This window comes from Streptomyces pseudovenezuelae (assembly GCF_029892565.1).
Taxonomy (GTDB): Bacteria; Actinomycetota; Actinomycetes; order Streptomycetales; family Streptomycetaceae; genus Streptomyces; species Streptomyces pseudovenezuelae_A.
The window spans coordinates 15,293-36,521 of the sequence record NZ_JARXVH010000005.1; the positions used below are offsets into that span (position 1 = coordinate 15,293).

Annotated in this window: 20 protein-coding genes; 9 read left to right on the top strand and 11 right to left on the bottom strand. The window is 70.8% G+C overall.

Translation table 11 applies throughout. The features are described 5' to 3' along the window. Positions 1-167 precede the first annotated feature (167 nt). Both M2283_RS16515 and serB read left to right on the top strand, forming a co-directional pair. On the top strand, positions 168-2,906 hold the full coding sequence (locus M2283_RS16515; protein WP_280877005.1) for a streptophobe family protein: 2,739 nt from the start codon (positions 168-170) through the stop codon (positions 2,904-2,906). Positions 2,907-3,574: 668 nt separating this feature from the next. Continuing rightward, on the top strand, positions 3,575-4,801 hold the full coding sequence (gene serB / locus M2283_RS16520; protein WP_280877006.1) for a phosphoserine phosphatase SerB: 1,227 nt from the start codon (positions 3,575-3,577) through the stop codon (positions 4,799-4,801). A gap of 31 nt (positions 4,802-4,832) precedes the next feature. Here the strand turns inward: serB and M2283_RS16525 are convergent, their stop codons facing one another. From M2283_RS16525 to M2283_RS16540, 4 genes are all read right to left on the bottom strand, one after another. After that, positions 4,833-5,351, bottom strand: coding sequence for a SixA phosphatase family protein (locus M2283_RS16525; protein WP_280877007.1), 519 nt, complete (start codon positions 5,349-5,351; stop codon positions 4,833-4,835). Between the two features lie 66 nt (positions 5,352-5,417). After that, a complete protein-coding gene (locus M2283_RS16530; protein WP_280877008.1) occupies positions 5,418-5,624 on the bottom strand; it encodes a hypothetical protein in 207 nt (68 codons plus the stop codon). 197 nt (positions 5,625-5,821) lie between these two features. Beyond that, entirely contained in the window at positions 5,822-5,938 is a 117-nt protein-coding gene (locus M2283_RS16535; RefSeq protein WP_124002440.1) for an SGM_5486 family transporter-associated protein, read from the bottom strand. Positions 5,939-6,018: 80 nt separating this feature from the next. Then, the gene (locus M2283_RS16540) at positions 6,019-7,344 is read right to left on the bottom strand and encodes a CynX/NimT family MFS transporter (protein ID WP_280877009.1); all 1,326 of its coding nucleotides are present in this window, start codon (positions 7,342-7,344) and stop codon (positions 6,019-6,021) included. 70 nt (positions 7,345-7,414) lie between these two features. Here M2283_RS16540 and M2283_RS16545 point away from each other — a divergent pair, with 70 nt between their 5' ends. Further along, complete coding sequence (locus tag M2283_RS16545) at positions 7,415-8,104, top strand: FadR/GntR family transcriptional regulator (protein WP_280877010.1); 690 nt, start codon at positions 7,415-7,417, stop codon at positions 8,102-8,104. On the opposite strand, the gene M2283_RS16550 is transcribed toward M2283_RS16545, so the two are convergent. The 3 genes from M2283_RS16550 to fabG all read right to left on the bottom strand — a co-directional run bounded on the left by M2283_RS16550 (position 8,085) and on the right by fabG (position 10,079). After that, the gene (locus M2283_RS16550) at positions 8,085-8,426 is read right to left on the bottom strand and encodes a hypothetical protein (protein ID WP_280877011.1); all 342 of its coding nucleotides are present in this window, start codon (positions 8,424-8,426) and stop codon (positions 8,085-8,087) included. The genes M2283_RS16545 and M2283_RS16550 overlap by 20 nt on opposite strands. A gap of 175 nt (positions 8,427-8,601) precedes the next feature. Continuing rightward, positions 8,602-9,369, bottom strand: a complete 768-nt coding sequence (gene fabI, locus M2283_RS16555) for an enoyl-ACP reductase FabI (protein ID WP_280877012.1) — start codon at positions 9,367-9,369, stop codon at positions 8,602-8,604. A 5-nt stretch (positions 9,370-9,374) separates the two neighbouring features. After that, positions 9,375-10,079, bottom strand: a complete 705-nt coding sequence (gene fabG, locus M2283_RS16560) for a 3-oxoacyl-[acyl-carrier-protein] reductase (RefSeq protein ID WP_280877013.1) — start codon at positions 10,077-10,079, stop codon at positions 9,375-9,377. 281 nt (positions 10,080-10,360) lie between these two features. On the opposite strand from fabG, the gene M2283_RS16565 reads away from it, so the two are divergent. Genes M2283_RS16565 through tyrS form a run of 3 tightly spaced genes read left to right on the top strand, consistent with a single transcriptional unit; the run spans position 10,361 to position 14,606 of the window. Further along, entirely contained in the window at positions 10,361-11,884 is a 1,524-nt protein-coding gene (locus M2283_RS16565; RefSeq protein WP_280877014.1) for a TldD/PmbA family protein, read from the top strand. After that, a complete protein-coding gene (locus M2283_RS16570) occupies positions 11,881-13,275 on the top strand; it encodes a metallopeptidase TldD-related protein (RefSeq protein ID WP_280877015.1) in 1,395 nt (464 codons plus the stop codon). Before M2283_RS16565 ends, M2283_RS16570 begins: the two co-directional genes overlap by 4 nt. 56 nt (positions 13,276-13,331) lie before the next feature. Beyond that, a complete protein-coding gene (tyrS, locus tag M2283_RS16575) occupies positions 13,332-14,606 on the top strand; it encodes a tyrosine--tRNA ligase (protein ID WP_280877016.1) in 1,275 nt (424 codons plus the stop codon). A gap of 115 nt (positions 14,607-14,721) precedes the next feature. Here tyrS and M2283_RS16580 read toward each other — a convergent pair whose 3' ends face one another. Continuing rightward, positions 14,722-15,000 carry a GlsB/YeaQ/YmgE family stress response membrane protein gene (locus M2283_RS16580; RefSeq protein WP_124002431.1) on the bottom strand — a complete coding sequence of 93 codons (279 nt, stop codon included), beginning with the start codon at positions 14,998-15,000 and terminating at the stop codon, positions 14,722-14,724. A gap of 245 nt (positions 15,001-15,245) precedes the next feature. On the opposite strand from M2283_RS16580, the gene M2283_RS16585 reads away from it, so the two are divergent. Further along, complete coding sequence (locus M2283_RS16585) at positions 15,246-15,644, top strand: DUF3099 domain-containing protein (RefSeq protein ID WP_280877017.1); 399 nt, start codon at positions 15,246-15,248, stop codon at positions 15,642-15,644. Between the two features lie 248 nt (positions 15,645-15,892). After that, a complete protein-coding gene (locus M2283_RS16590) occupies positions 15,893-16,108 on the top strand; it encodes a hypothetical protein (protein ID WP_280877018.1) in 216 nt (71 codons plus the stop codon). A 31-nt stretch (positions 16,109-16,139) separates the two neighbouring features. Here the strand turns inward: M2283_RS16590 and moaA are convergent, their stop codons facing one another. From moaA to M2283_RS16605, 3 genes are all read right to left on the bottom strand, one after another. Continuing rightward, positions 16,140-17,129: a GTP 3',8-cyclase MoaA gene (gene moaA / locus M2283_RS16595; RefSeq protein WP_280877019.1), complete on the bottom strand. Its 990-nt coding sequence runs from the start codon at positions 17,127-17,129 to the stop codon at positions 16,140-16,142. 160 nt (positions 17,130-17,289) lie between these two features. Next, complete coding sequence (locus M2283_RS16600; RefSeq protein WP_280877020.1) at positions 17,290-18,921, bottom strand: solute symporter family protein; 1,632 nt, start codon at positions 18,919-18,921, stop codon at positions 17,290-17,292. Next, positions 18,918-19,274, bottom strand: coding sequence for a DUF485 domain-containing protein (locus M2283_RS16605; RefSeq protein WP_280877021.1), 357 nt, complete (start codon positions 19,272-19,274; stop codon positions 18,918-18,920). Before M2283_RS16605 ends, M2283_RS16600 begins: the two co-directional genes overlap by 4 nt. Before the next feature lie 325 nt (positions 19,275-19,599). Here M2283_RS16605 and M2283_RS16610 point away from each other — a divergent pair, with 325 nt between their 5' ends. Then, positions 19,600-21,126, top strand: a complete 1,527-nt coding sequence (locus tag M2283_RS16610; protein ID WP_280877022.1) for a S8 family peptidase — start codon at positions 19,600-19,602, stop codon at positions 21,124-21,126. Positions 21,127-21,229: the final 103 nt, after the last annotated feature.

The window sequence follows — 21,229 nt, forward strand, 5'->3', positions numbered from 1 at the left end:
ATTTCAGGCTCACCCCCCTGACCGAAAGTCGGGCGTCGTGAAGACCACGCGCGGACGCATCGTCCGGTTCCGTTGACGGGGTTGAAACCGACCCGGAGAGTGGTAATCCACGCGAGGGGGACAGGGCGCGGCTACTGTGCCGTGCGCTGCGGATCGGGGGGTCTGCCATGAGCGCGTCGTTGACCGTCGAGGCCACGAAGGCCGGACCGAGGCTGCCGTGGGGAGACGTCCTGCTGTCCGCGATCGCCGCCGTGAGCTGGGCGTTGATCGGGATGGCGGGCACGGCGGCGCTCGGCCTGCACCTGCTGGAGGCGGACTCGGCGAGCTCGCTCGGCCCGATGACAGCGGCCGTCGTGGCCCTCGGTGCGGGTGGTTCGATCACCCCATCCGGAGATGTGTCCGCGTTCGGCCTGACCGGCGCGGAGGCGACCACGGCCGTGACGATCACGCCGTTGGGCGTGAGCCTGGTCGGCGCGCTGCTCCTGTCGTGGTTCTTCCTACGGTCCTTGCGCGCGGCGGGAGTTGTGATCGCGCCGGCCGAACTCCTCGCCCGCGCGGGCGCCGTGATCGTCCTCTTCGTGGCCATGCTGGGCGGGCTCGCGTGGGCGGGTCACGACGTCATCACGATCGACGGCGGCTCGCTGGGTCTCGACAAGCTGCCCGGCGGTTCGGGCGGGGGCGGCGTCAGCGTCCCCGGGCTCGGCGACCTCGGGGACATCGGCGGGCTGCTGCCCGACAACGTCGGCAACCTCATCGACGCGAAGGCGGCGGTCGGCTTCACCGTCGACACGGCGCCCACCCTGCTCGGCGGCCTCGGCTGGTCGGCCGGCATCCTGCTGATCGCCCTGCTGGCCTCGCGCCGCACGCCCCTGCCGCGCGGCTGGGACGCCGTGCACCGCGTCGTCCGGCCGGCCGCGTCCGCCGTCGTGACCGTGCTGTTGGTGACGGTGGCGGCGGGCCTGGCGGCGGCGGCGTACGCGGCGATCGGCGACGACCACCCCAAGCGGATCTTCGGCGCGGCGCTGCTCGGCGCCCCCAACGGAACGTGGCTGGGCATCCCGATCGGCCTCTTCGTCCCCTACGACGGCCGCGCCACCGGCGAACTCGCCAAGCTCCTCCCCGACCCCCTCGATGACCTCCTCACCTCGAACACCGACCAGTCGGTAACCCTCAGCCGCCTCGCCGACCTGGACAGCCGGGTGTGGCTGCTGGGAGTCGCGGTGGCCTTGATGATGCTGCTGGCCGGGGTGCTCACGGCGGTGCGGACGCCGGTGGGGGTTCGGGGTGGCGGGGGGCTGCGGGCGGGCGGTGGCGGTGCGGGGGCCGGGGCTGCGGGGTTGGGGACCGGCGGGGCCGGGGCTGCCGGCGGCGCGGGCCGTGGGAGCGGTGAGGCATGGGGGCCGAGCCACGGGAGCAGCGAGGCGTGGGGGCCGGGAGCTGGCCGCGTTGCGGGGACGGGCGCGGGGTTGGGTGCGGGCGCGGGTCATGGGCCGGGGCCAAGCGCAGGGCCGGGGCAAGGTGCCGGGCCGGGAGCGGGGTCAGGTGCGGTACGGAATCCAGGTGCCCTCGGGTTCGCCGGGCGCTGTGCCCTGCGCCTCGGGATCGCCACGGCGTTGGCGTTGCCGTTACTCGGGTGGCTGACGGAGGTGTCGGTGGACGCCTCGCTGTCGGTGCTGGGCTTCGACGCGTTCGGCGCCGGGATCGTGCTGCACGCGCACCTGGGCATGGCTCTGGTGCTCGGTGCCCTGTGGGGCGCGGGGGCGGGGGCCGTGGGGGCGCTGCTGGCGTGGGCGACGGGCGCGGCGGGGCGACGGGCGGCACCGCTGGCACTGGGGAACGCGGGGGCGGGGGGCTCGCCGGACGCGGGAGGTGTGGGGGCCGGGTATCCGTCGTACGCGCGGGAGGCTGGGGCCGGGCCGTACGCGGGTGAGCCGGGGGCGTACGCGCAGGGGGCCGGCCCGTATGCGGGCGAGGCGGGGACGCAGGTGCAAGGGGCCGGGCCGTATGCCGGGGAGCCGGGGGCTCAGGCGCAGGGGTCGGGACCGTATCCGAGCGAACCGGGGACATACCCGCAGAGCGCCGGACCATATGCGAGCGAACCAGGGGCACACCCTCAGGGGGCGGGGCCCTACGCGAGCGAACCCGGGCCGCGCGCGCCTGAGCGAGAGCAGCCCTACGCCGGTGAACCGGCCGCGCACTCCGGTGAGTCCGGGCCGTACGTGCCCGGTTCGCCGTACCGGCCGCCGAATCCCGCCACGAACCCGTATCTGCGCGTGCCGGACGAGGTGCGCGAGCCGGAGGACGCACGGCCGTCGGACCGGGGGCGGCCCGGGGGCGAAGGCGCACGAAAGCCGGACCGGCGCCGCCCTGCCGCCGAAGGCACCCCGCCCCAGGACCAGGGCCGCCAGGGCGGAGAAGGCGCACAGCCACAAGATCGGGCACGGTACGGGAGCGGAAGCGCACGGCCGCAAGACCGGCAGCGTCCCAACCCCGAGGGCAATCGGCCTCAGGACCGGGGCCGACCCGGAGGCGGAAGCGCACAGCCGCAAGACCGGGGCCGCCGCGGGAACGAAGGCGCACAGCCTCAAGACCGAGCGCGGCCCGGGGCCGAGGGCGCGCCGCCAAACGACCGAGGGCGACGGTCCGGTGCCCCGGCGAGCACCCCGCCGCCCGACGACGCGCGCGGCCCCGGAGGCTCGCCGCCACGCGGCGCCGGCAACCGTGACATGTACGGCGCGCCCACCGAGGTCGGGCCGATCGGAGGCCCGCCTCCGCAGTCGCCGCGCCGGCCTCCCCGGCCGCCGTCCCGAAACCGGCCCCAGTCCCCGCCACCGGAGGACGGCCCTCCCCCGCCTCCGCCGCCTCCCCCACCGGCGCCACCAAGGAGGCCGCCGAGCGAGCGGTGAGGTGCCCGCGGGCAGGGCGGCGGTCCCTTCGGCCTGCGCAAAGCGGATGCCCGCAGGCCCCTCGGAAGCAGGACACAGCCGGTCTCTCCAGCCCGACGCAAAGTGCGCGCAGACCGCCGGAGGCAAGGCGCGGCACGTCACCTCAGCCGGCGCGAGGTGTCCGCAGGCCCCCGGAGGCTGGACGCTGCCGAACTCCTCAGCTGACGCAAGGTGCCCGCAGACCTCCGGAAGTAGGGCGCGGCTGCTCTCTCCAGTCGGCGCCGGATACCCACAGACCTCCGGAGGCAAGACGCAGCCGAGCGCTTCAACCGGCGCGAGGTATCCGCGGGCCCCGAAGACAGGACGCGGCCAGCCTCCTCGACTAATGCAAGGTGCCCGCACACCGCTCCAAGTAGGACGCACCCAGCCCCTCCGCCCGGCACAAGGCGCCCTCAGACCGCCGGAGGCAAGGCGCGGCACGCCCCCTCAGCCGGCGCAAGGTACCCCCAGCGCCGGAGGCAGGACGCAGCACGTTTCCTCCGCCGGGCGCCAGGTACCCGCAGACCTCCGGAGGAGACACGTGGCCGACAGGTAAGGCACACGCAACCCTCCCGACACCCAGAGTTCCGTGTCCGCTAGGCGGACCGCGGCGGCGGTCGACACTGCGTGCCGGATACGGTGGGGGCACCATGAGCGCTGAGCAGACCTCGTCCTTCGACGTCCCCGCCGACCTCCCCACCCTCCTCGTCAAGATCTTCGGCAAGGACCGGCCCGGCATCACCGCGGGCCTCTTCGACACCCTCGCCGCCTTCTCCGTCGACGTGGTCGACATCGAGCAGGTCGTCACGCGTGGCCGGATGGTGCTGTGCGCGCTGGTGACCGAGCCGGACCGTGGGCTGGAGGGGGAGTTGCGCTCCACCGTCCACAGTTGGGCGGAGTCGATGAAGATGCAGGCGGAGATCATCTCCGGCCTCGGCGACAACCGGCCCCGTGGACTCGGTCGCTCCCTCGTGACGGTGCTGGGCCATCCGCTGACCGCCGAGGCGACGGCCGCCGTCGCCGCCCGGATCACCCGGGCCGGCGGCAACATCGACCGTATCTTCCGGCTCGCCAAGTACCCCGTGACGGCAGTCGAGTTCGCGGTGTCCGGCGTGGAGACCGAGCCGCTGCGCACCGCCCTGGTCACCGAGGCGGCGGCACTTGGTGTCGACGTCGCCGTGGTCGCGGCCGGCCTGCACCGGCGAGCCCAGCGCCTGGTCGTCATGGACGTCGACTCGACGCTCATCCAGGACGAGGTGATCGAGCTGTTCGCCGCGCACGCCGGTTGCGCGGACAAGGTCGCCGAGGTGACGGCGTCCGCGATGCGCGGGGAACTGGACTTCGAGCAGTCGCTGCACGCGCGCGTGGCGCTGCTGGCGGGTCTTGACGCCTCGGTGGTGGACAAGGTCCGCAACGAGGTACGGCTGACGCCGGGCGCGCGCACACTGATCCGCACGCTGAAGCGGCTCGGCTACCAAGTCGGCGTCGTCTCCGGGGGGTTCACCCAGGTCACCGACGATCTGCGGGACCGGCTCGGGCTGGACTTCGCGCAGGCCAACACGCTGGAGATCGTCGACGGCAAGCTGACGGGCAAGGTCACCGGCGAGATCGTGGACCGGGCCGGCAAAGCGCGGCTGCTGCGCCGCTTCGCCGCCGAGGCGGGCGTACCGCTCGCCCAGACCGTCGCGATCGGCGACGGCGCCAACGACCTGGACATGCTCAACGCGGCCGGTCTCGGTGTCGCCTTCAACGCCAAGCCGGTCGTCCGGGAAGCGGCGCACACGGCGGTGAACGTGCCGTTCCTGGACACGGTGCTGTATCTGCTGGGCGTGACCCGCGAAGAGGTCGAGGCTGCGGACACGCACGACGAGGAGTGAGCGCCCGCAGCCGGCGGACGGACGGCGCGGGTTACTCGGACGGCGCCCAATAGTCGGTCAGCGTGGCGGCATTGGGCTCCAGGCTCTTCCAGGAGCCGTCGAAGGACAGGACGACGAAGGCGGCGGCGGGAAAGCCGCGACGGCTCAACCGCTCGCGGGCGTCAGCCTCTGCCTTGCCGGCCAGCACGTCCGCCAGGCCCTGGATGCCGGGGTTGTGGCCGATCAGGACGACCTGCTGCGCATCCTCGGGGGTCTCGTTCAGCAGCGCGATCAACTCGCCGGGAGAGGCGTCGTAGATCCGCTCCTCGTAGACGGTTTTCGGCCGGTGCGGGAGTTCGTGGACGGCCAGCTTCCAGGTCTCTCGGGTCCGGGTCGCCGTGGAGCACAGGGCCAGATCGAAAGGGATACCGGTGTCGGCCAGCTTGCGTCCGGCGACGGCGGCGTCCATGCGGCCCCGCTCAGCGAGCGGACGCTCGTGGTCGGACACCTGCGGCCAGTCGGCTTTCGCATGCCGGAAAAGGACGATCCTGCGGGGTTCTGCGACGCTCATGGAACCCAGCTTCGCATGAAAACAGGCCATGAGGAGGGGGGAGTTGACGGGTGGCCGGAGCGGTGTTCAGCCCGATATGAGCTGCTGCGCCCGCTCGAAGAGGTGGGTGATCGCGGGGTCGCTCGCCGCCGCGTGCGCGTCCGTCGGGTTCAGCATCAGGGCCAGCAGCACGATGAAGGCGAGGGCCGGCAGGGCGAGGGCCCACCAGGGCAGACGGATGTCGACGCCACCGGTGGTCGCCGGGTGGGGCCGGGTGTGCGTGGTGGCCGACATGGCTGCCTCCGTGGTCTTCGAGTCCTGCGTGCTCCGCCTCTCGCGGTCACACTTCGAAGTTACGGAATCCGGCGCCCTCAACCCATCCGGAGATCCACCCACTTGACCCTGACACCCACCCCCTAGGGGATGGTGGTGCTAGCCCCACCATTGACCCGGAAACCGGGTCGCGGTGTCACGGTGAAGGGCTCATCGCGTCACGGCGAGGCGATCGTCGCGATGACGGCGATGATCACGAAGATGGCGAAGAAGGAGCCGAAGACGATCAGCATCTTCTTCTGGCCGTTCTGGGGGTTCGGATCGAGCACTGGCATGCGGCAAGTCTCGCACCCCTCCCCCGTGCGGGAGCCGCCGGGGTGAGGCCGGCCCGGGCCGGGGTGGGCCCGAGTCGGGGTCAGCCGGTCGCCGCCGCCTCGTCCTCCACCGTGCGGTCGCGCCCCGCCAGCACGCCGACCACCATCTGCGGGATCATCAGCCCCGCCATGACGGCGATCGGCAGGCCCCAGCCGCCGCTGCTCTCGTAGAGCACTCCCACCAGGAGCGGTCCCGGGATGGAGATCAGGTAGCCGGTGCTCTGCGCGAAGGCCGACAGCTGGGCGACGCCCGCGCCGGTCCTGGACCGCATGCCGACCATCGTCAGGGCCAGCGGGAAGGCGCAGTTGGCGATGCCGAGCAGCAGCGCCCAGGCCCAGGCGCCGGCGGCCGGGGCGAGGTACAGGCCGGTGTAACCGGCGAGGCCGCAGAGGCCGAGCACGATCACGATCGGCCCCTGGTGCGGGAGTCGGGTGGCAAGCCGCGGGATGACGAAGGCCAGCGGCACGCCCATCACCATGGTCACGGCGAGCAGCAGTCCTGCGGTGCCGGCGCTCACGCCCGCGTCCCGGAAGATCTGCGCCATCCAGCCCATCGTGATGTAGGCGGCGGTGGCCTGGAGCCCGAAGAAGACGGCGAGCGCCCAGGCGGTACGGCTGCGGGTGATCCGCAGTTCGGGCTTCGGCTCGGTCTCCCGTGCGGGGGCCTCCCGCGCGGGTGCCTCCTGGCCGTCGGGCGCTCCCCGGTGTCGTGCGAGCGCGATCCACGGCAGTATCGCCGCGGCGGCCAGGGCCGCCCACACGGCCAGGCCTGAGCGCCAACTGCCGCCCAGGGCTTGGGCCGTGGGCACGGTGACCGCGGCCGCGGCGGCGGTGCCCAGGGCGAGGCCCATCGAGTACAGGCCGGTCATGGAGCCGACGCGGTCCGGGAACCAGCGCTTGACGATCACCGGCATGAGGACGTTGCTGACCGCGATGCCCATGAGGGCGAGCGCGCTGCCGGCCAGGAAGCCGGCCGTACCGCCGATGTAGGGGCGTATGAGCAGGCCCGCGGTGATGGCGACCATGCCCGCGCAGACCACCGCGGCCGGGCCGAAGCGGCGGGCCAGGCGCGGGGCCATGACGCCGAAGACGGCGAAGCACAGCGGGGGCACCGAGGTGAGCAGTCCGGCCACGCTGCCGCTCATGCCGAGGCCGTCGCGGACGTCTTCGAGGAGGGCGCCGAGGCTGGTGATGGCGGGGCGGAGGTTCAGGGCCGACAGCACGATGCCTACGACGACCAGTCGCATCGTCCACGCACGCGTGGCGGCTCCCCGGGGCGGCTCGGGAGAGTCGCTCGCGGCCGAGTTGCTGACGTTCGTCGTGGACTTCAGTGTCCGGGTTTCCTCGCTCGCCATGCCGCCCATCATAGAATCATGGGATGATTGGTTGTCCATCCCTGGGTGGCCCGCACCCGCCCTTCCCGTGCGAAGGTGTGCCATGCCCCTGAGTCACCCCCGTCGATCAGCGCTGTCCGAGCAGGTCATCGCCGCTCTGCGGAACCAGATCACGTCCGGCGAGTGGGCGGTCGGCTCGCGCATCCCGACGGAACCGGAGCTGGTCGAGCAGCTCGGCGTCGCCCGCAACACGGTCCGCGAGGCCGTCCGCGCGCTCGCGCACAACGGCCTGCTGGACATCCGCCAGGGCTCCGGTACCTATGTGGTGGCGACCAGCGAGCTGGCCGGCGTGATGCAGCGGCGTTTCGCCGGCGCCGATCCGCAGCACATCGCCGAGCTGCGCGCCGCCCTGGAGTCGTCCGCCGCGAGGCTGGCCGCCGAGCGGCGCACCGAGAAGGACCTCAAGCAGCTCGACGCGCTGCTGGTGCGGCGCGAGGAGGTCTGGGAGTCCGGTGACACCGAGGCCTTCGTGACCGCCGACGCGACCTTCCACCTGGCCGTGGTGGCCGCGTCCCACAACGACGTGATGACGGCGATGTACGCGGACCTCGGCGAGGTGCTGCGGGACTGGCTGCGCGAGGACGTCGGCCAGGAGCTGACGCCGGAGACGCACATGGACCACGCGCGCCTGGTCGACGCGATCCGCACGGGGGACGCCGAGGCGGCCGGCGCGGAGGCGGCGAGCTATCCGTTCCTGTGCCGTCCGGGGCGCTTCACCGCTTCTGGTGGCTGACCCAGGCCGAGCCGACGTCCTTCCAGCACCTCCCGGTGAGCCGTACGGTCATCGCCGGACCGGTGTCGACGGGCGCGCCGTCGGTGTCGAGGTCCCACCACCGGTCGCACTCCACGTGCAGGCGGACCCGGTCGGTCCCCGGATAGGGGTTGTGGCAGTACGCGGTCACATGGGAGCCGGTCACCTTGGTGCGGCACTCGGCCCCGAACGGCTGCGCCGGAGCGGGCTTGTGCACGCGCGCGTGGGGCACCGCCTCGTACGGCAGGGACAGCACGAGCGCGACGGCGACGGTCACTGAAGCCAGGCTGCGGGACGGACGCACAAGGCAGACCTCCTCGGCCGAGCTCGGGAGGGAATGGCGTGGTGAACGCGTAATCCAGGGTGCGCGGTTGTGTCCCGTCCCCGCCCGGCCGGAGGGGCCGAACGGGTGACACGCAAGAGGGCCCGCATCCCTGGGATGCGGGCCCTCTCAAAGAGGCGGAGCCTCAGTGGCGGCGTCAGGCGCCGATGGCGTGCAGGCCGCCGTCCACGTGGACGATCTCGCCCGTGGTCTTCGGGAACCAGTCGCTCAGCAGCGCGACGATGCCCTTGCCGGCCGGCTCCGGGTCCTTGAGGTCCCACTCCAGCGGGGAGCGGTTGTCCCACACGGCGGCCAGCTCGTCGAAGCCCGGGATGGACTTGGCGGCCATCGAGCCGAGCGGGCCCGCGGAGACGAGGTTGCAGCGGATGTTCTGCTTGCCCAGGTCGCGGGCGAGGTAACGGCTGGTGGCCTCCAGGGCGGCCTTGGCCGGCCCCATCCAGTCGTACTGCGGCCACGCGAAGGACGCGTCGAAGGTGAGGCCGACGACCGAGCCGCCGTTCTGCATCAGCGGCAGGCAGGCCATGGTCAGCGACTTCAGGGAGAACGCCGAGACGTGCATGGCGGTGGCGACCGACTCGAACGGCGTGTTGAGGAAGTTGCCGCCGAGCGCGTCCGGCGGCGCGAACCCGATGGAGTGCACGACACCGTCCAGGCCGCCCAGCTCCTCGCCGACGATGTCGGCGAGGCGCGCGAGGTGCTCGTCGTTCGTCACGTCGAGCTCGATGACCTTGGTGGGCTTGGGGAGCTTCTTGGCGATGCGCTCGGTCAGCGTGGGCCGCGGGAACGCGGTCAGGATGATCTCGGCGCCCTGCTCCTGGGCCTGCTTGGCGGCGTGGAAGGCGATGGAGGACTCCAGCAGCACACCGCTGATCAGGACGCGCTTGCCCTCGAGAATTCCGCTCATGGTGTTCAGTGACCCATTCCCAGTCCGCCGTCAACAGGGATGACGGCTCCAGTGATGTACGAGGCGTCGTCCGAGGCGAGGAACCGCACCGTCGCGGCGACCTCCTCGGGCTGCGCGTACCGGCCGAGCGGCACCTGCTTGACGATGCCCTCACGCTGCTCGTCGGTGAGCACCTTGGTCATGTCGGTGTCGACGAAGCCGGGCGAGACGACGTTGAAGGTGATGTTGCGCGAGCCCAGCTCACGGGCGAGGGAGCGCGCGAAGCCGACGAGGGCGGCCTTGGAGGCGGCGTAGTTCGACTGGCCGGGGCCGCCCATCAGGCCGACGACCGACGAGATCAGGATGACGCGGCCCTTCTTGGCACGCAGCATGGCGCGGTTGGCGCGCTTGACGACGCGGAAGGTGCCGGTGAGGTTGGTGTCGATGACCGAGGTGAAGTCGTCCTCGGACATGCGCATCAGGAGCTGGTCCTTGGTGACGCCGGCGTTGGCGATCAGAACCTCGACCGGGCCGTGCTCGGCCTCGATCTCCTTGTAGGCCTGCTCCACCTGCTCGGTGTCGGTGATGTCGCACTTCACGGCGAGGAAGCCGGCAGGCGGCTCTCCCGAGCGGTAGGTGATGGCGACCTTGTCGCCGGCGTCGGCGAACGCACGGGCGATGGCGAGGCCGATGCCCCGGTTGCCTCCGGTGACGAGAACCGAGCGGCTCAACGGATCACCCTTTCGATAGCGGTCCTGGTACCCCCGCCCGAACACCTGGATGACAGGCGGCTTCCTCTGAAACCTATCGGTCGCGTCCGGTGCGCGGACAATCGGGCACCGACAGTGGCTTAGGGGACTCACTGTCGGGTCCCTACAGAAAGTTCCCCGCACCGGACCGAAACCTGTGGTCCGCGGGCCCGACCGCGCGACATGATCGGAGCAGCCGCCGCTTCGACCACGGGTCACGTCAACCGGGCAACCGGTCAACCGACGAACAAGGAGAGACCTCGGTGCCTCATACGATCGACGAAGCCTTCACAGCCCTACCTCTACGTGCCCTCGCCGACGCCGCGCTCGCACGCGCGCGTGCGCTGGGGGCGGATCACGCGGACTTCCGGTTCGAGCGGGTGCGCAGCGCGTCCTGGCGGTTCCGGGACGCCAAGCCCGCCGGTTCGTCGGACACCACCGATCTCGGGTACGCGGTGCGGGTCGTGCACGGCGGCACCTGGGGCTTCGCGTCGGGCGTGGACCTGACCATGGACGCGGCCGCCAAGGTCGCCTCGCAGGCGATCGCGATGGCGAAGCTGTCCGCCCAGGTGATCAAGGCCGCGGGGTCCGACGAGCGCGTGGAGCTGGCCGACGAGCCCGTGCACGCCGACCGGACCTGGATCTCGTCGTACGAGATCGATCCCTTCTCGGTGCCCGACGAGGAGAAGTCGGCGCTGCTGGGCGACTGGAGCGCGCGGCTGCTGGCGGCGAACGGGGTCAATCACGTCGACGCCTCGCTGCTCACCGTGCACGAGAACAAGTTCTACGCCGACACCGCCGGGACCGTGACCACGCAGCAGCGCGTGCGGCTGCATCCGCAGCTGAACGCGGTGTCGGTCGACGAGTCGAGCGGCGAGTTCGACTCGATGCGCACGATCGCGCCGCCGGTCGGGCGGGGCTGGGAGTACCTGACGGGCACCGGCTGGGACTGGGACTCCGAGCTGGAGCGGATCCCGGAACTGCTCGCGGAGAAGATGCGTGCGCCGAGTGTCGAGCCGGGCCTGTACGACCTCGTCGTCGACCCCTCCAACCTGTGGCTGACCATCCACGAGTCGATCGGCCACGCCACCGAACTGGACCGCGCGCTCGGCTACGAGGCCGCCTACGCCGGCACCTCGTTCGCCACCTTCGACCAGCTGGGCAAGCTGAAGTACGGCTCCGAGCTGATGAACGTCACCGGTGACCGCACCGCCGAGCACGGCCTGGCGACCGTCGGCTACGACGACGAGGGCGTCGCGGGCCAGTCCTGGGACCTGGTGAAGGACGGCACGCTCGTCGGCTACCAGCTGGACCGCAGGATCGCCAGGCTGACCGGCTTCGAACGCTCCAACGGCTGCGCGTACGCCGACTCCCCCGGGCACGTGCCCGTGCAGCGCATGGCCAACGTCTCGCTCCAGCCGGACCCGGCCGGGATGGGCACCGAGGACCTGATCGGCGCGGTCGACCGCGGGGTCTACGTCGTCGGGGACCGGTCCTGGTCGATCGACATGCAGCGCTACAACTTCCAGTTCACCGGCCAGCGGTTCTTCAGGATCGAGAACGGGCGGATCACCGGGCAGCTGCGGGACGTCGCCTACCAGGCGACGACCACCGACTTCTGGGGCTCGATGGCCGCGGTGGGCGGCCCGCAGACGTATGTCCTCGGGGGCGCCTTCAACTGCGGCAAGGCCCAGCCGGGCCAGGTCGCCGCCGTCTCGCACGGCTGCCCCTCCGCGCTCTTCAAGGGCGTCAACATCCTCAACACCACGCAGGAGGCCGGTCGATGAGCGCGCGTACGAGCAAGCCGCACGAGATCGTCGAGCGGGCCCTTGAGCTGTCCACCGCCGACGGGTGCGTGGTGATCGCCGACGAGCACTCGACCGCCAACCTGCGCTGGGCCGGGAACGCGCTCACCACGAACGGCGTCACGCGCGGGCGCACGCTCACCGTCGTGGCGACCGTCGACGGCAAGGAGGGCACCGCCTCCGGCGTCGTCTCCCGCTCGGCCGTCACCCTGGACGAGCTGGAGCCCCTGGTGCGGGCCGCCGAGGCCGCCGCGCGCGGCGCCGGGCCCGCCGAGGACGCGCAGCCACTGGTCACCGGCGTGACGCAGGCGCCCGACTTCACGGACGCGCCCGCCGAGACCACCTCCGCGGTGTTCGCCGACTTCGCACCGGCGCTCGGCGAGGCCTTCGCACGCGCGCGTGCCGGCGGACGCGAGCTGTACGGCTTCGCCAACCACGAGCTGGTGTCGAGCTACCTCGGTACGTCGACGGGGCTGCGCCTGCGGCACGACCAGCCCAACGGGACGCTGGAGCTCAACGCCAAGTCGCCCGACCGTACGCGCTCGGCGTGGGCGGGCCGTTCCACGCGTGACTTCAAGGACGTCGACCCGGCCGCGCTGGACGCCGAGCTCGCCGTACGCCTGGGCTGGGCGGAGCGGCGGATCGAGCTGCCCGCGGGGCGGTACGAGACGCTGCTGCCGCCGACCGCGGTCGCGGACCTGCTGATCTACCAGATGTGGTCGGCGTCGGGCCGGGACGCGGTCGAGGGGCGCACGGTGTTCTCCAAGCCGGGCGGCGGCACGCGCGTGGGCGACCGGCTCACCGAGCTGCCGCTGACCCTGCGCAGCGACCCGAACGAACCGGGCCTGGAGTCGGCGCCCTTCGTGATCGCGCACTCCTCCGACGGCGACCAGTCGGTCTTCGACAACGGCCTGCCGCTCACGGCCACCGACTGGGTGCGCGAGGGCGAGCTGGCCCGGCTGACGACCAGCCGGAACACCGCGGCCCGGACGGGCCTCGCGGTGGCTCCCACGATCGACAACCTGATCCTGGACGGCGGCGACGACACCTCCCTGGAGGAGATGGTCACGAACACCGAGCGCGGGCTGCTGCTGACCTGCCTCTGGTACATCCGCGAGGTCGATCCGGCCACGCTGCTGCTCACCGGCCTGACCCGGGACGGCGTCTACCTGGTGGAGAACGGCGAGGTGAGCGGCGAGGTCAACAACTTCCGGTTCAACGAGTCGCCGGTCGGTCTGCTGGGCCGGGCCACCGAGGCCGGGCGCACGGAAAAGACGCTGCCGAGGGAGTGGAGCGACTGGTTCACTAGGGCTGCGATGCCCGCGCTGCGGGTGCCGGACTTCAATATGAGCTCTGTCAGTCAGGGCGTATAACCTCGTAGCCGTGGTCGCTCGACCGCCCGAAGATCATCCAAGGAGATACGAGAACCGTGACGGACATCGTCGACGAACTGCAGTGGCGTGGGCTGATCGCCCTCTCCACTGACGAGGACGCATTGCGCAAGGCGTTCGCGGACGGTCCCGTCACGTTCTATTGCGGTTTCGACCCGACCGCGCCCAGTCTGCACCTCGGCAACCTGGTGCAGATCCTGACGATGCGCCGGATCCAGCAGGCGGGCAACCGCCCGCTGGGCCTGGTCGGGGGTGCCACGGGCCTGATCGGCGACCCGAAGCCGAACGCGGAACGCACGCTGAACGCGCCGGAGGTCGTCGCCCAGTGGGTCGAGCGGCTGCGCGCGCAGATCGCCCCGCTGCTGGACTTCGAGGGACCGAACGCGGCGGTCATGGTCAACAACCTGGACTGGACCCAGGGCCTGTCGGCCATCGAGTTCCTGCGGGACGTCGGCAAGCACTTCCGCGTGAACAAGATGATCGCGAAGGAGGCCGTCTCCCGGCGCCTGGAGTCCCAGGAGGGCATCAGCTACACCGAGTTCAGCTACCAGATCCTGCAGGGCATGGACTTCCTGGAGCTGTACCGGCGGTACGGCTGCACGCTGCAGACCGGTGGCAGCGACCAGTGGGGCAACCTCACCTCGGGCACGGACCTGATCCACCGGGTCGAGCCCGAGGCCGCGGTGCACGCGCTGGGCACGCCGCTGATCACCAAGGCCGACGGCACCAAGTTCGGCAAGACGGAGTCCGGCACGGTCTGGCTCGACCCCGAGATGACCACGCCGTACGCCTTCTACCAGTTCTGGCTGAACGCGGACGACCGGGACGTCTCCAAGTTCCTGCGCATCTTCTCCTTCAAGTCCCGTGCGGAGATCGAGGAGTTGGAGCGGCAGACCGAGGAGCGGCCGCAGGCCCGGGCCGCGCAGCGGGCGCTGGCCGAGGAGCTGACGACGATGGTGCACGGGGTGGACCAGACGGCCGCCGTGACCGCCGCGTCCAAGGCGCTGTTCGGCCAGGGCGAGTTGGCGGAGCTGGACGAGAGGACGCTGGCCGCGTCGCTCTCCGAGGTGCCGCACATCCAGGTCGCCGAGCTCGTGCCGGTGGTGGACCTGCTCGCCGAGGTCGGTCTGGTGGCGAGCAAGTCGGCCGCGCGGCGCACGGTGAAGGAGGGCGGGGCCTACGTGAACAACGTGAAGGTCGCCTCCGAGGACGCGGATGCCGTCCCGGCGAAGGAAGACCTGCTGCACGGGCGTTGGCTGGTGCTGCGGCGGGGCAAGAAGAGCCTGGCCGCGGTTGAGGTGACCGGAGCGTAGGCGTCCCGCCGGGTGACCGGAGCGTACGAGCCGTAGGGGCGTGGGGTTCGTTGCGGGCCGCGGGTTCGCCGTGGCTTGTCGCGCGGTTCCCCGCGCCCCTACGGGGCGCTGCTGCTTACGCCCGCTGCTTGCGCTTGCCCAACGTCGCCATGTACAGCATGTCGCCCACGGCCACGATGATGATCGCGGCGACCAGCTGGAAGGCGTGACGGCTCCAGTCGATGCCCGACGTCTCGTCGACGCCCGCCGCGCGGGCGATGGCGTTGCCCGCGATCGCACCCAGCATGCCGAAGATGGTGGTCAGCCAGAGCGGACTGTGCTGTTTGCCCGGGAGAATCGCCTTGGCGATCAAACCCAGCACGAATCCGACGATGATCGCCCACAACCAGCCCATGGCTGCCTCCTAGTACGGCTCAACGTGAGCATTACGTCGAGTGTCGGCCCGTGCGCCCTACGGCGCACGTCGGGTACGCCCGTACGTGCCACGGCTGAGCCCGGTCGCCCACGCCGGAGGTGCCCCGCTCTCGTAGCCGACGCAGGCGGGGCGTAACGTGGAAAGGGTCCGGACGCCGCCTCCCGACGGAGGTCGTACCGGACCGGGGCCGGGGAGAGTCCGATGCGGGCGGATGGTGGAATGGGATGCGGAAGCAGCATGCCGGTGGCAACGGCCAGGTGTTCCGGATCACCGGAGCTCGGACCAGCCTCGACGAGGACGTGCGCGGCCGGCAACGCCGTTACATCATCTCGATGTCCGTCCGTACGGTGGCGGTGATCCTCGCGGCCACCCTGTGGAACGTCGAACGGCACGTCGCGATCGTGGCGTTGGTGCTCGGTGTGGTCCTGCCGTATGTCGCGGTGGTGATCGCGAACGCCGGACGGGAGAACGCGACCTCGCTTCCGACGACGTTCGTGACCGTGCCGATGCGTCCGATGATTGCCTCCCCGCGGACGAATGACGGTTTCGCGGAACCCGTCCCGGAAGATGTCACGACGGAGCCGACACCGGGCGCACGAAGCGAGCCGCACGACCGGTCATGACCTCGATGAGCGGGCCGTAAGCGGAATTCCACCCCCGTGCCAAGCTCAAGAAAAGCTCAGATCAATCATGTTGTTCCAGTGCCGGGCGGCGGGATACCCGTGACATACTTCGTAGGCGCTCCGCATCCCCCGTCGGAGCGACAGACCGACGCCGGGCAGCTCCCCCCGTGGCTGCTCGGCGTCGCCTTGTTTGCCGGCCGCAGCGCTTTGTCGATCCGCCTTGTTCACCCCCTTTGCGAGACGAACCTGTGAGTGACGAGACCCCCATCTGCTCCGCCAAGGGCTGCCGCGAGGACGCCGTGTGGGTGCTCGTGTGGAACAACCCGAAGGTCCACACGCCGGACCGGCGCAAGACGTGGGTGGCGTGCGACGAGCACCGGGAGCACCTGTCGCAGTTCCTCGGCGTACGAGGGTTTTTGAAGGACGTCGTGCCGCTGACGGAGTGGGAAGCCCAGGAGACCTGAGCGGCGGTCGGTCGTCGCCGTCACCTCGGTCTCAGCCGCCGATGGCGGACATCGGGCGCTCCGGCTGCAGGAAGCTCGGGTCGTCCAGACCAGAACCGGCCTTCTTCCCCCACATCGCCAGGCGCCAGATGCGGGCGATCTCCTCGTCCGGGGCGTCCGCGCGCAGGGCGGCGCGCAGATCGGTCTCCTCGCGGGCGAACAGACAGTCCCGTATCTGACCGTCGGCGGTGAGGCGGGTGCGGTCGCAGGCCGCGCAGAACGGGCGGGTGACGGAGGCGATGACGCCGACGCGGTGCGGGCCGCCGTCGACCAGCCAGCGCTCGGCGGGCGCCGAGCCGCGCTCGTCCGCCTGCTCGGGGGTGAGGTCGAAGCGGGTGCGCAGCGAGGCCAGGATGTCGCCGGCCGTGACCATGCCCTCGCGCTTCCAGCCGTGCTGGGCGTCCAGCGGCATCTGCTCGATGAAGCGCAGCTCGTAGTCGTGCTCCACGGCCCAGGCGAGCAGGTCGGGGGCCTCGTCCTCGTTCAGGCCCGGCATCAGGACCGCGTTGACCTTCACCGGAATCAGACCGGCGGCCGAAGCGGCTTCAAGACCGTCGATGACGTCCTTGTGGCGGTCCCGGCGGGTGAGGGTCTTGAAGACGTCGGGGCGCAGGGTGTCCAGGGAGACGTTGACCCGGTCCAGGCCGGCCGCCTTCAGGGCCGCCGCCGTGCGCTTCAGACCGATGCCGTTCGTGGTCACGGACATCTGGGGGCGCGGGGCCAGGGCGGCGACCCGCTCCACGATGCCGACCACGCCGGGGCGCAGCAGGGGCTCCCCGCCGGTGAAGCGGACCTCGGTGATGCCCAGGGAGGTGACGGCGATGTCGATCAGGCGGACGATCTCGTCGTCCGTGAGCAGATCGGGCTTGCCCAGCCACTGCAGGCCCTCCTCGGGCATGCAGTACGTACACCGGAGATTGCACCGGTCGGTGAGTGAGACCCTCAGGTCGGTGGCCACTCGGCCGTAGGTGTCGATGAGCACGTGGGCCCCCTCCCTCGCGTGTCGATGAATCGTTTTCCGTCACTTGCGAGCCTACGCGACCGCACTGACATCGACAGGGCCCGATCCGACGAGGTACGACGCGGCCGCGTCGTAGGGACCTACGACGCGGCCGCGTTCCAGGGGGCGGTGCGGGGGTCGGTCAGACGGCTCCGGTGCCGGTCAGGGACCGGACCTCCAGCTCCGCGTACTTGCCCGTGTCCGGCTCCTCCTTGGACAGGTAGGTGCCCAGGACGCCCAGCAGGAAGCCGACCGGGATCGAGATGATGCCGGGGTTCTCCAGCGGGAACCAGTGGAAGTCGACGTCGGGGAACATCGACGTGGGCTTGCCCGAGACGACCGGCGAGAACAGCACCAGGCCGACCGCGGTCACGAGACCGCCGTAGATCGACCAGAGCGCTCCGGAGGTGGTGAACCGCTTCCAGAAGAGGCTGTAGAGGATCGTGGGCAGGTTGGCGGAGGCGGCGACCGCGAAGGCGAGGGCGACCAGGCCGGCCACGTTCAGGTCGCGGGCGAGGGCGCCCAGGAGGATGGAGACGGCGCCGATGCCGACCGTGGCGTAGCGGGCCGCGGACATCTCCTGCTTCTCCGTCGCCTGGCCCCGCTTGATGACGTTGGCGTAGATGTCGTGCGCGAAGGACGAGGACGACGCCAGGGTCAGGCCCGCGACGACCGCGAGGATCGTGGCGAAGGCGACCGCCGAGATGGTGGCCAGGAGGATGGCGCCCCAGTTGGAGTCGACACCGCCCAGATGCAGGGCCAGCAGTGGCGCCGCCGTGTTGCCCGCCTTGTTGGACGCGATGATCTCGTCGGGCTTGATCAGTGCCGCCGCGCCGAAGCCGAGGGCGAGGGTCATCAGGTAGAAGGCGCCGATCAGGCCGATGGCCCAGATGACCGACTTACGGGCGGCCTTGGCGGTGGGCACCGTGTAGAAGCGGATCAGGATGTGCGGCAGGCCCGCGGTGCCGAGGACCAGGGCGATGCCGAGGGAGATGAAGTCCAGCTTGGTGGTGCCGGTGGCGCCGTACTTGAGGCCGGGCTCCAGGAAGGCCGAGCCCTTGCCGCTGTTGGAGGCGGCCGAGCCGAGCAGGTCGGAGACGTTGAAGTTGAACTTCAGCAGCACCAGGAAGGTCAGCAGCAGGGCGCCCGCGATCAGCAGCACGGCCTTGACCATCTGGACCCAGGTGGTGCCCTTCATGCCGCCGATGGTGACGTAGACGATCATCAGGACGCCGACCAGGGCGACGATGCCGATCTTGCCGCCGTCGCTGGTGATGCCGAGCAGCAGGGAGACCAGGACGCCCGCGCCCGCCATCTGGGCCAGCAGGTAGAAGATCGACACGACGATGGTGGAGGTGCCGGCCGCCGTGCGGACCGGGCGCTGGCGCATGCGGTACGCGAGCACGTCACCCATGGTGTAGCGGCCGGAGTTGCGCAGCGGCTCGGCGACCAGGAGCAGGGCGACCAGCCAGGCGACCAGGAAGCCGATGGAGTACAGGAAGCCGTCGTAGCCGAAGAGGGCGATGGCACCCGCGATGCCGAGGAAGGACGCGGCGGACATGTAGTCGCCGGAGACGGCGAGGCCGTTCTGGAAGCCGGTGAACTGCCGCCCGCCGGCGTAGAAGTCGGCGGCGTCCTTGGTCTGGCGGCCCGCCCACACGGTGATGACGAGGGTCGCGAGGACGAAGATCGAGAACAGGATGATGATCAGCGTCCGGTGCTCGCTGGCCTCACCTGCCGCGAGAGTGACCGTGGGGTTGAACGCGGGGCTCATTCGCCGCCCTCCATCCGGGACTTGATCGCCTCGGCCTTGGGGTCGAACTTGGCGGCGGCTGTCCGCGCGTACCACCAGGCGATGAGGAATGTGGTCAGGAACTGGGCCAGGCCCAGCACGAACGCGACATTGATGTTGCCGAACAGCTTGGTGCCCATGAAGTCGCCCGCGTAGTTCGACAGCAGGACGAACAGCAGGTACCAGGCGATGAAGCCGACGGTGAGCGGAAAGGCGAAGCCGCGGTAGGAGCGGCGCAGTTCGCCGAACTCCGCACTCTCCTGCACCGCGACGAACTCCTCGGTGGAGGGGAGTTGGGCTGGGGTCTTCGAGGGGGGCGGTGTCTCGGTGGCCACGGAGTCTCCTCGCGTTGCGGGTGCTGTTGCGGCGGTTGACGGGCGCTGCTCGGGAGGCGGTGAAGGGTCGGGTACGGCGGACATGGCTGCTCGGTTCCTCATCGATGTCGGGGGGCTCGATCGTGCTCGTGCTCCCTGTCCAAGGTCACGGCGCCACGCGAGGGCGGGTTCAACTCCCCTGCCCTCTTTCCGAAGTCGGCTCCGGTAGGTCATTGCTGGCCAGCGACTTCGGGAGATAGCTTCGGGCCTGCACCACCCGTCATGTACCTGCCCGAGCAGCACCTGTGTCCCGGGCGGATTCTTATCCGGATGATGTGGAGACCCCATGGCTCATCTGCGTTCCAGACGTCGGCTCGCCCTCGCCGTGCCGGTCGCGCTGTCGCTGACCGCCTCGCTCGGCTTCCTGCCGGCGGCTGCGCAGGCCGCCCCCTACACGGAGCCCACGGCCCAGGCGGCCGGTGCGGACAGCTTCGCGTATCTCGTCAACACCAGGACGGACCGTCACACGATCAAGTCGGTCGAGAAGGCGATCGCCAAGGCCGGCGGCAGCGTCGTCGTGGCGTACGAGAAGATCGGCGTGATCGTCGCCCACTCCGCCGACCCCGACTTCGCCACCCTCATACGCAAGGTGCGCGGAGTGCAGTCGGCGGGTGCCTCGCGCACGTCGCCGGTGACCGCGGCGGGCACGACCGACGAGGGTGCGGTGCAGTACCTCTCCAAGGCCCAGGCCGCGAAGGCCGCGAAGGGTTCGGCGGCCGGGGAGGAGCCGCTCGAGGCCGACCAGTGGGACCTCAAGGCGATCGGCGCCGACAGGGCCGCCAAGATCGACCCGGGCAGCAAGAAGGTGACGGTCGCCGTCATCGACACCGGCGTCGACGACACCCACCCCGACATCGCGCCGAACTTCTCCGCCTCGCAGTCCGCGAACTGTGTCAGCGGCAAGCCGGACACCACGTACGGCGCCTGGCGGCCGGTGGACGCCGACCACTACCACGGCACGCACGTGGCCGGTGAGATCGCCGCGGCCCGCAACGGCATCGGTGTCGCGGGCGTCGCGCCCGGCGTGAAGGTCGCGAGCATCACCGTGGCCCAGCCGGACGTGAACTCGCTGTTCTTCCCGGAGAGCGTCGTGTGCGCCTTCGTGTTCGCCGCCGACCACGGCGTCGAGGTCACGAACAACAGCTACTACGTTGATCCCTGGCTGTACAACTGCATGGACGACCCCGATCAACGTGCCATCGTTGATTCGGTCAACAGGGCTCAGCTGTACGCACAGCACAAGGGCACGCTCAATGTCGCCTCGGCGGGCAACTCCAACGACGACCTCGACTCGGACGCCCTGGTCGACGAGTCCAGCCCCGACGACTCGACCCCCGTCACCCGTACGGTCGATCCGCACGAGTGCTTCGACGTGCCGACCCAGCTGCCGGGTGTCGTCACGGTCAGCGCGACGGGCGTCAAGGCCGCCAAGTCGTACTACTCCAGCTACGGCGACGACGTGATCGACGTCGCGGCGCCGGGCGGCGACAAGTTCCAGATCCCGGACACGCCGTCGGCCAACGGCCGCATCCTGTCCACCCTGCCGAACAACCAGTACGGCTTCCTGCAGGGCACCTCGATGGCCTCGCCGCACGTCGCGGGCGTCGCCGCGCTCCTGAAGTCGACCCACCCGCACGCCTCCCCGGCCCAGCTGCAGGCGCTCCTGAAGGCGCAGGCGAACAACCCGGGCTGCCCGACCGAGCCCTACGACGGGGACGGCGACGGCATCGTGGACGCCACCTGCGTGGGCGGCAAGCGCGTCAACGGGTTCTACGGCTTCGGCATCGTCAACGCGCTGCGCGCGGTCAAGTAGTGACGGTCGAGTAGTGACGGTGCCGCGATCAAGGTGAAGTGGTCATCGTGATCGCGGCCCGCCCGCCCGGAGGACACCGCGCCTCCGGGCTTCCCGCACAGTC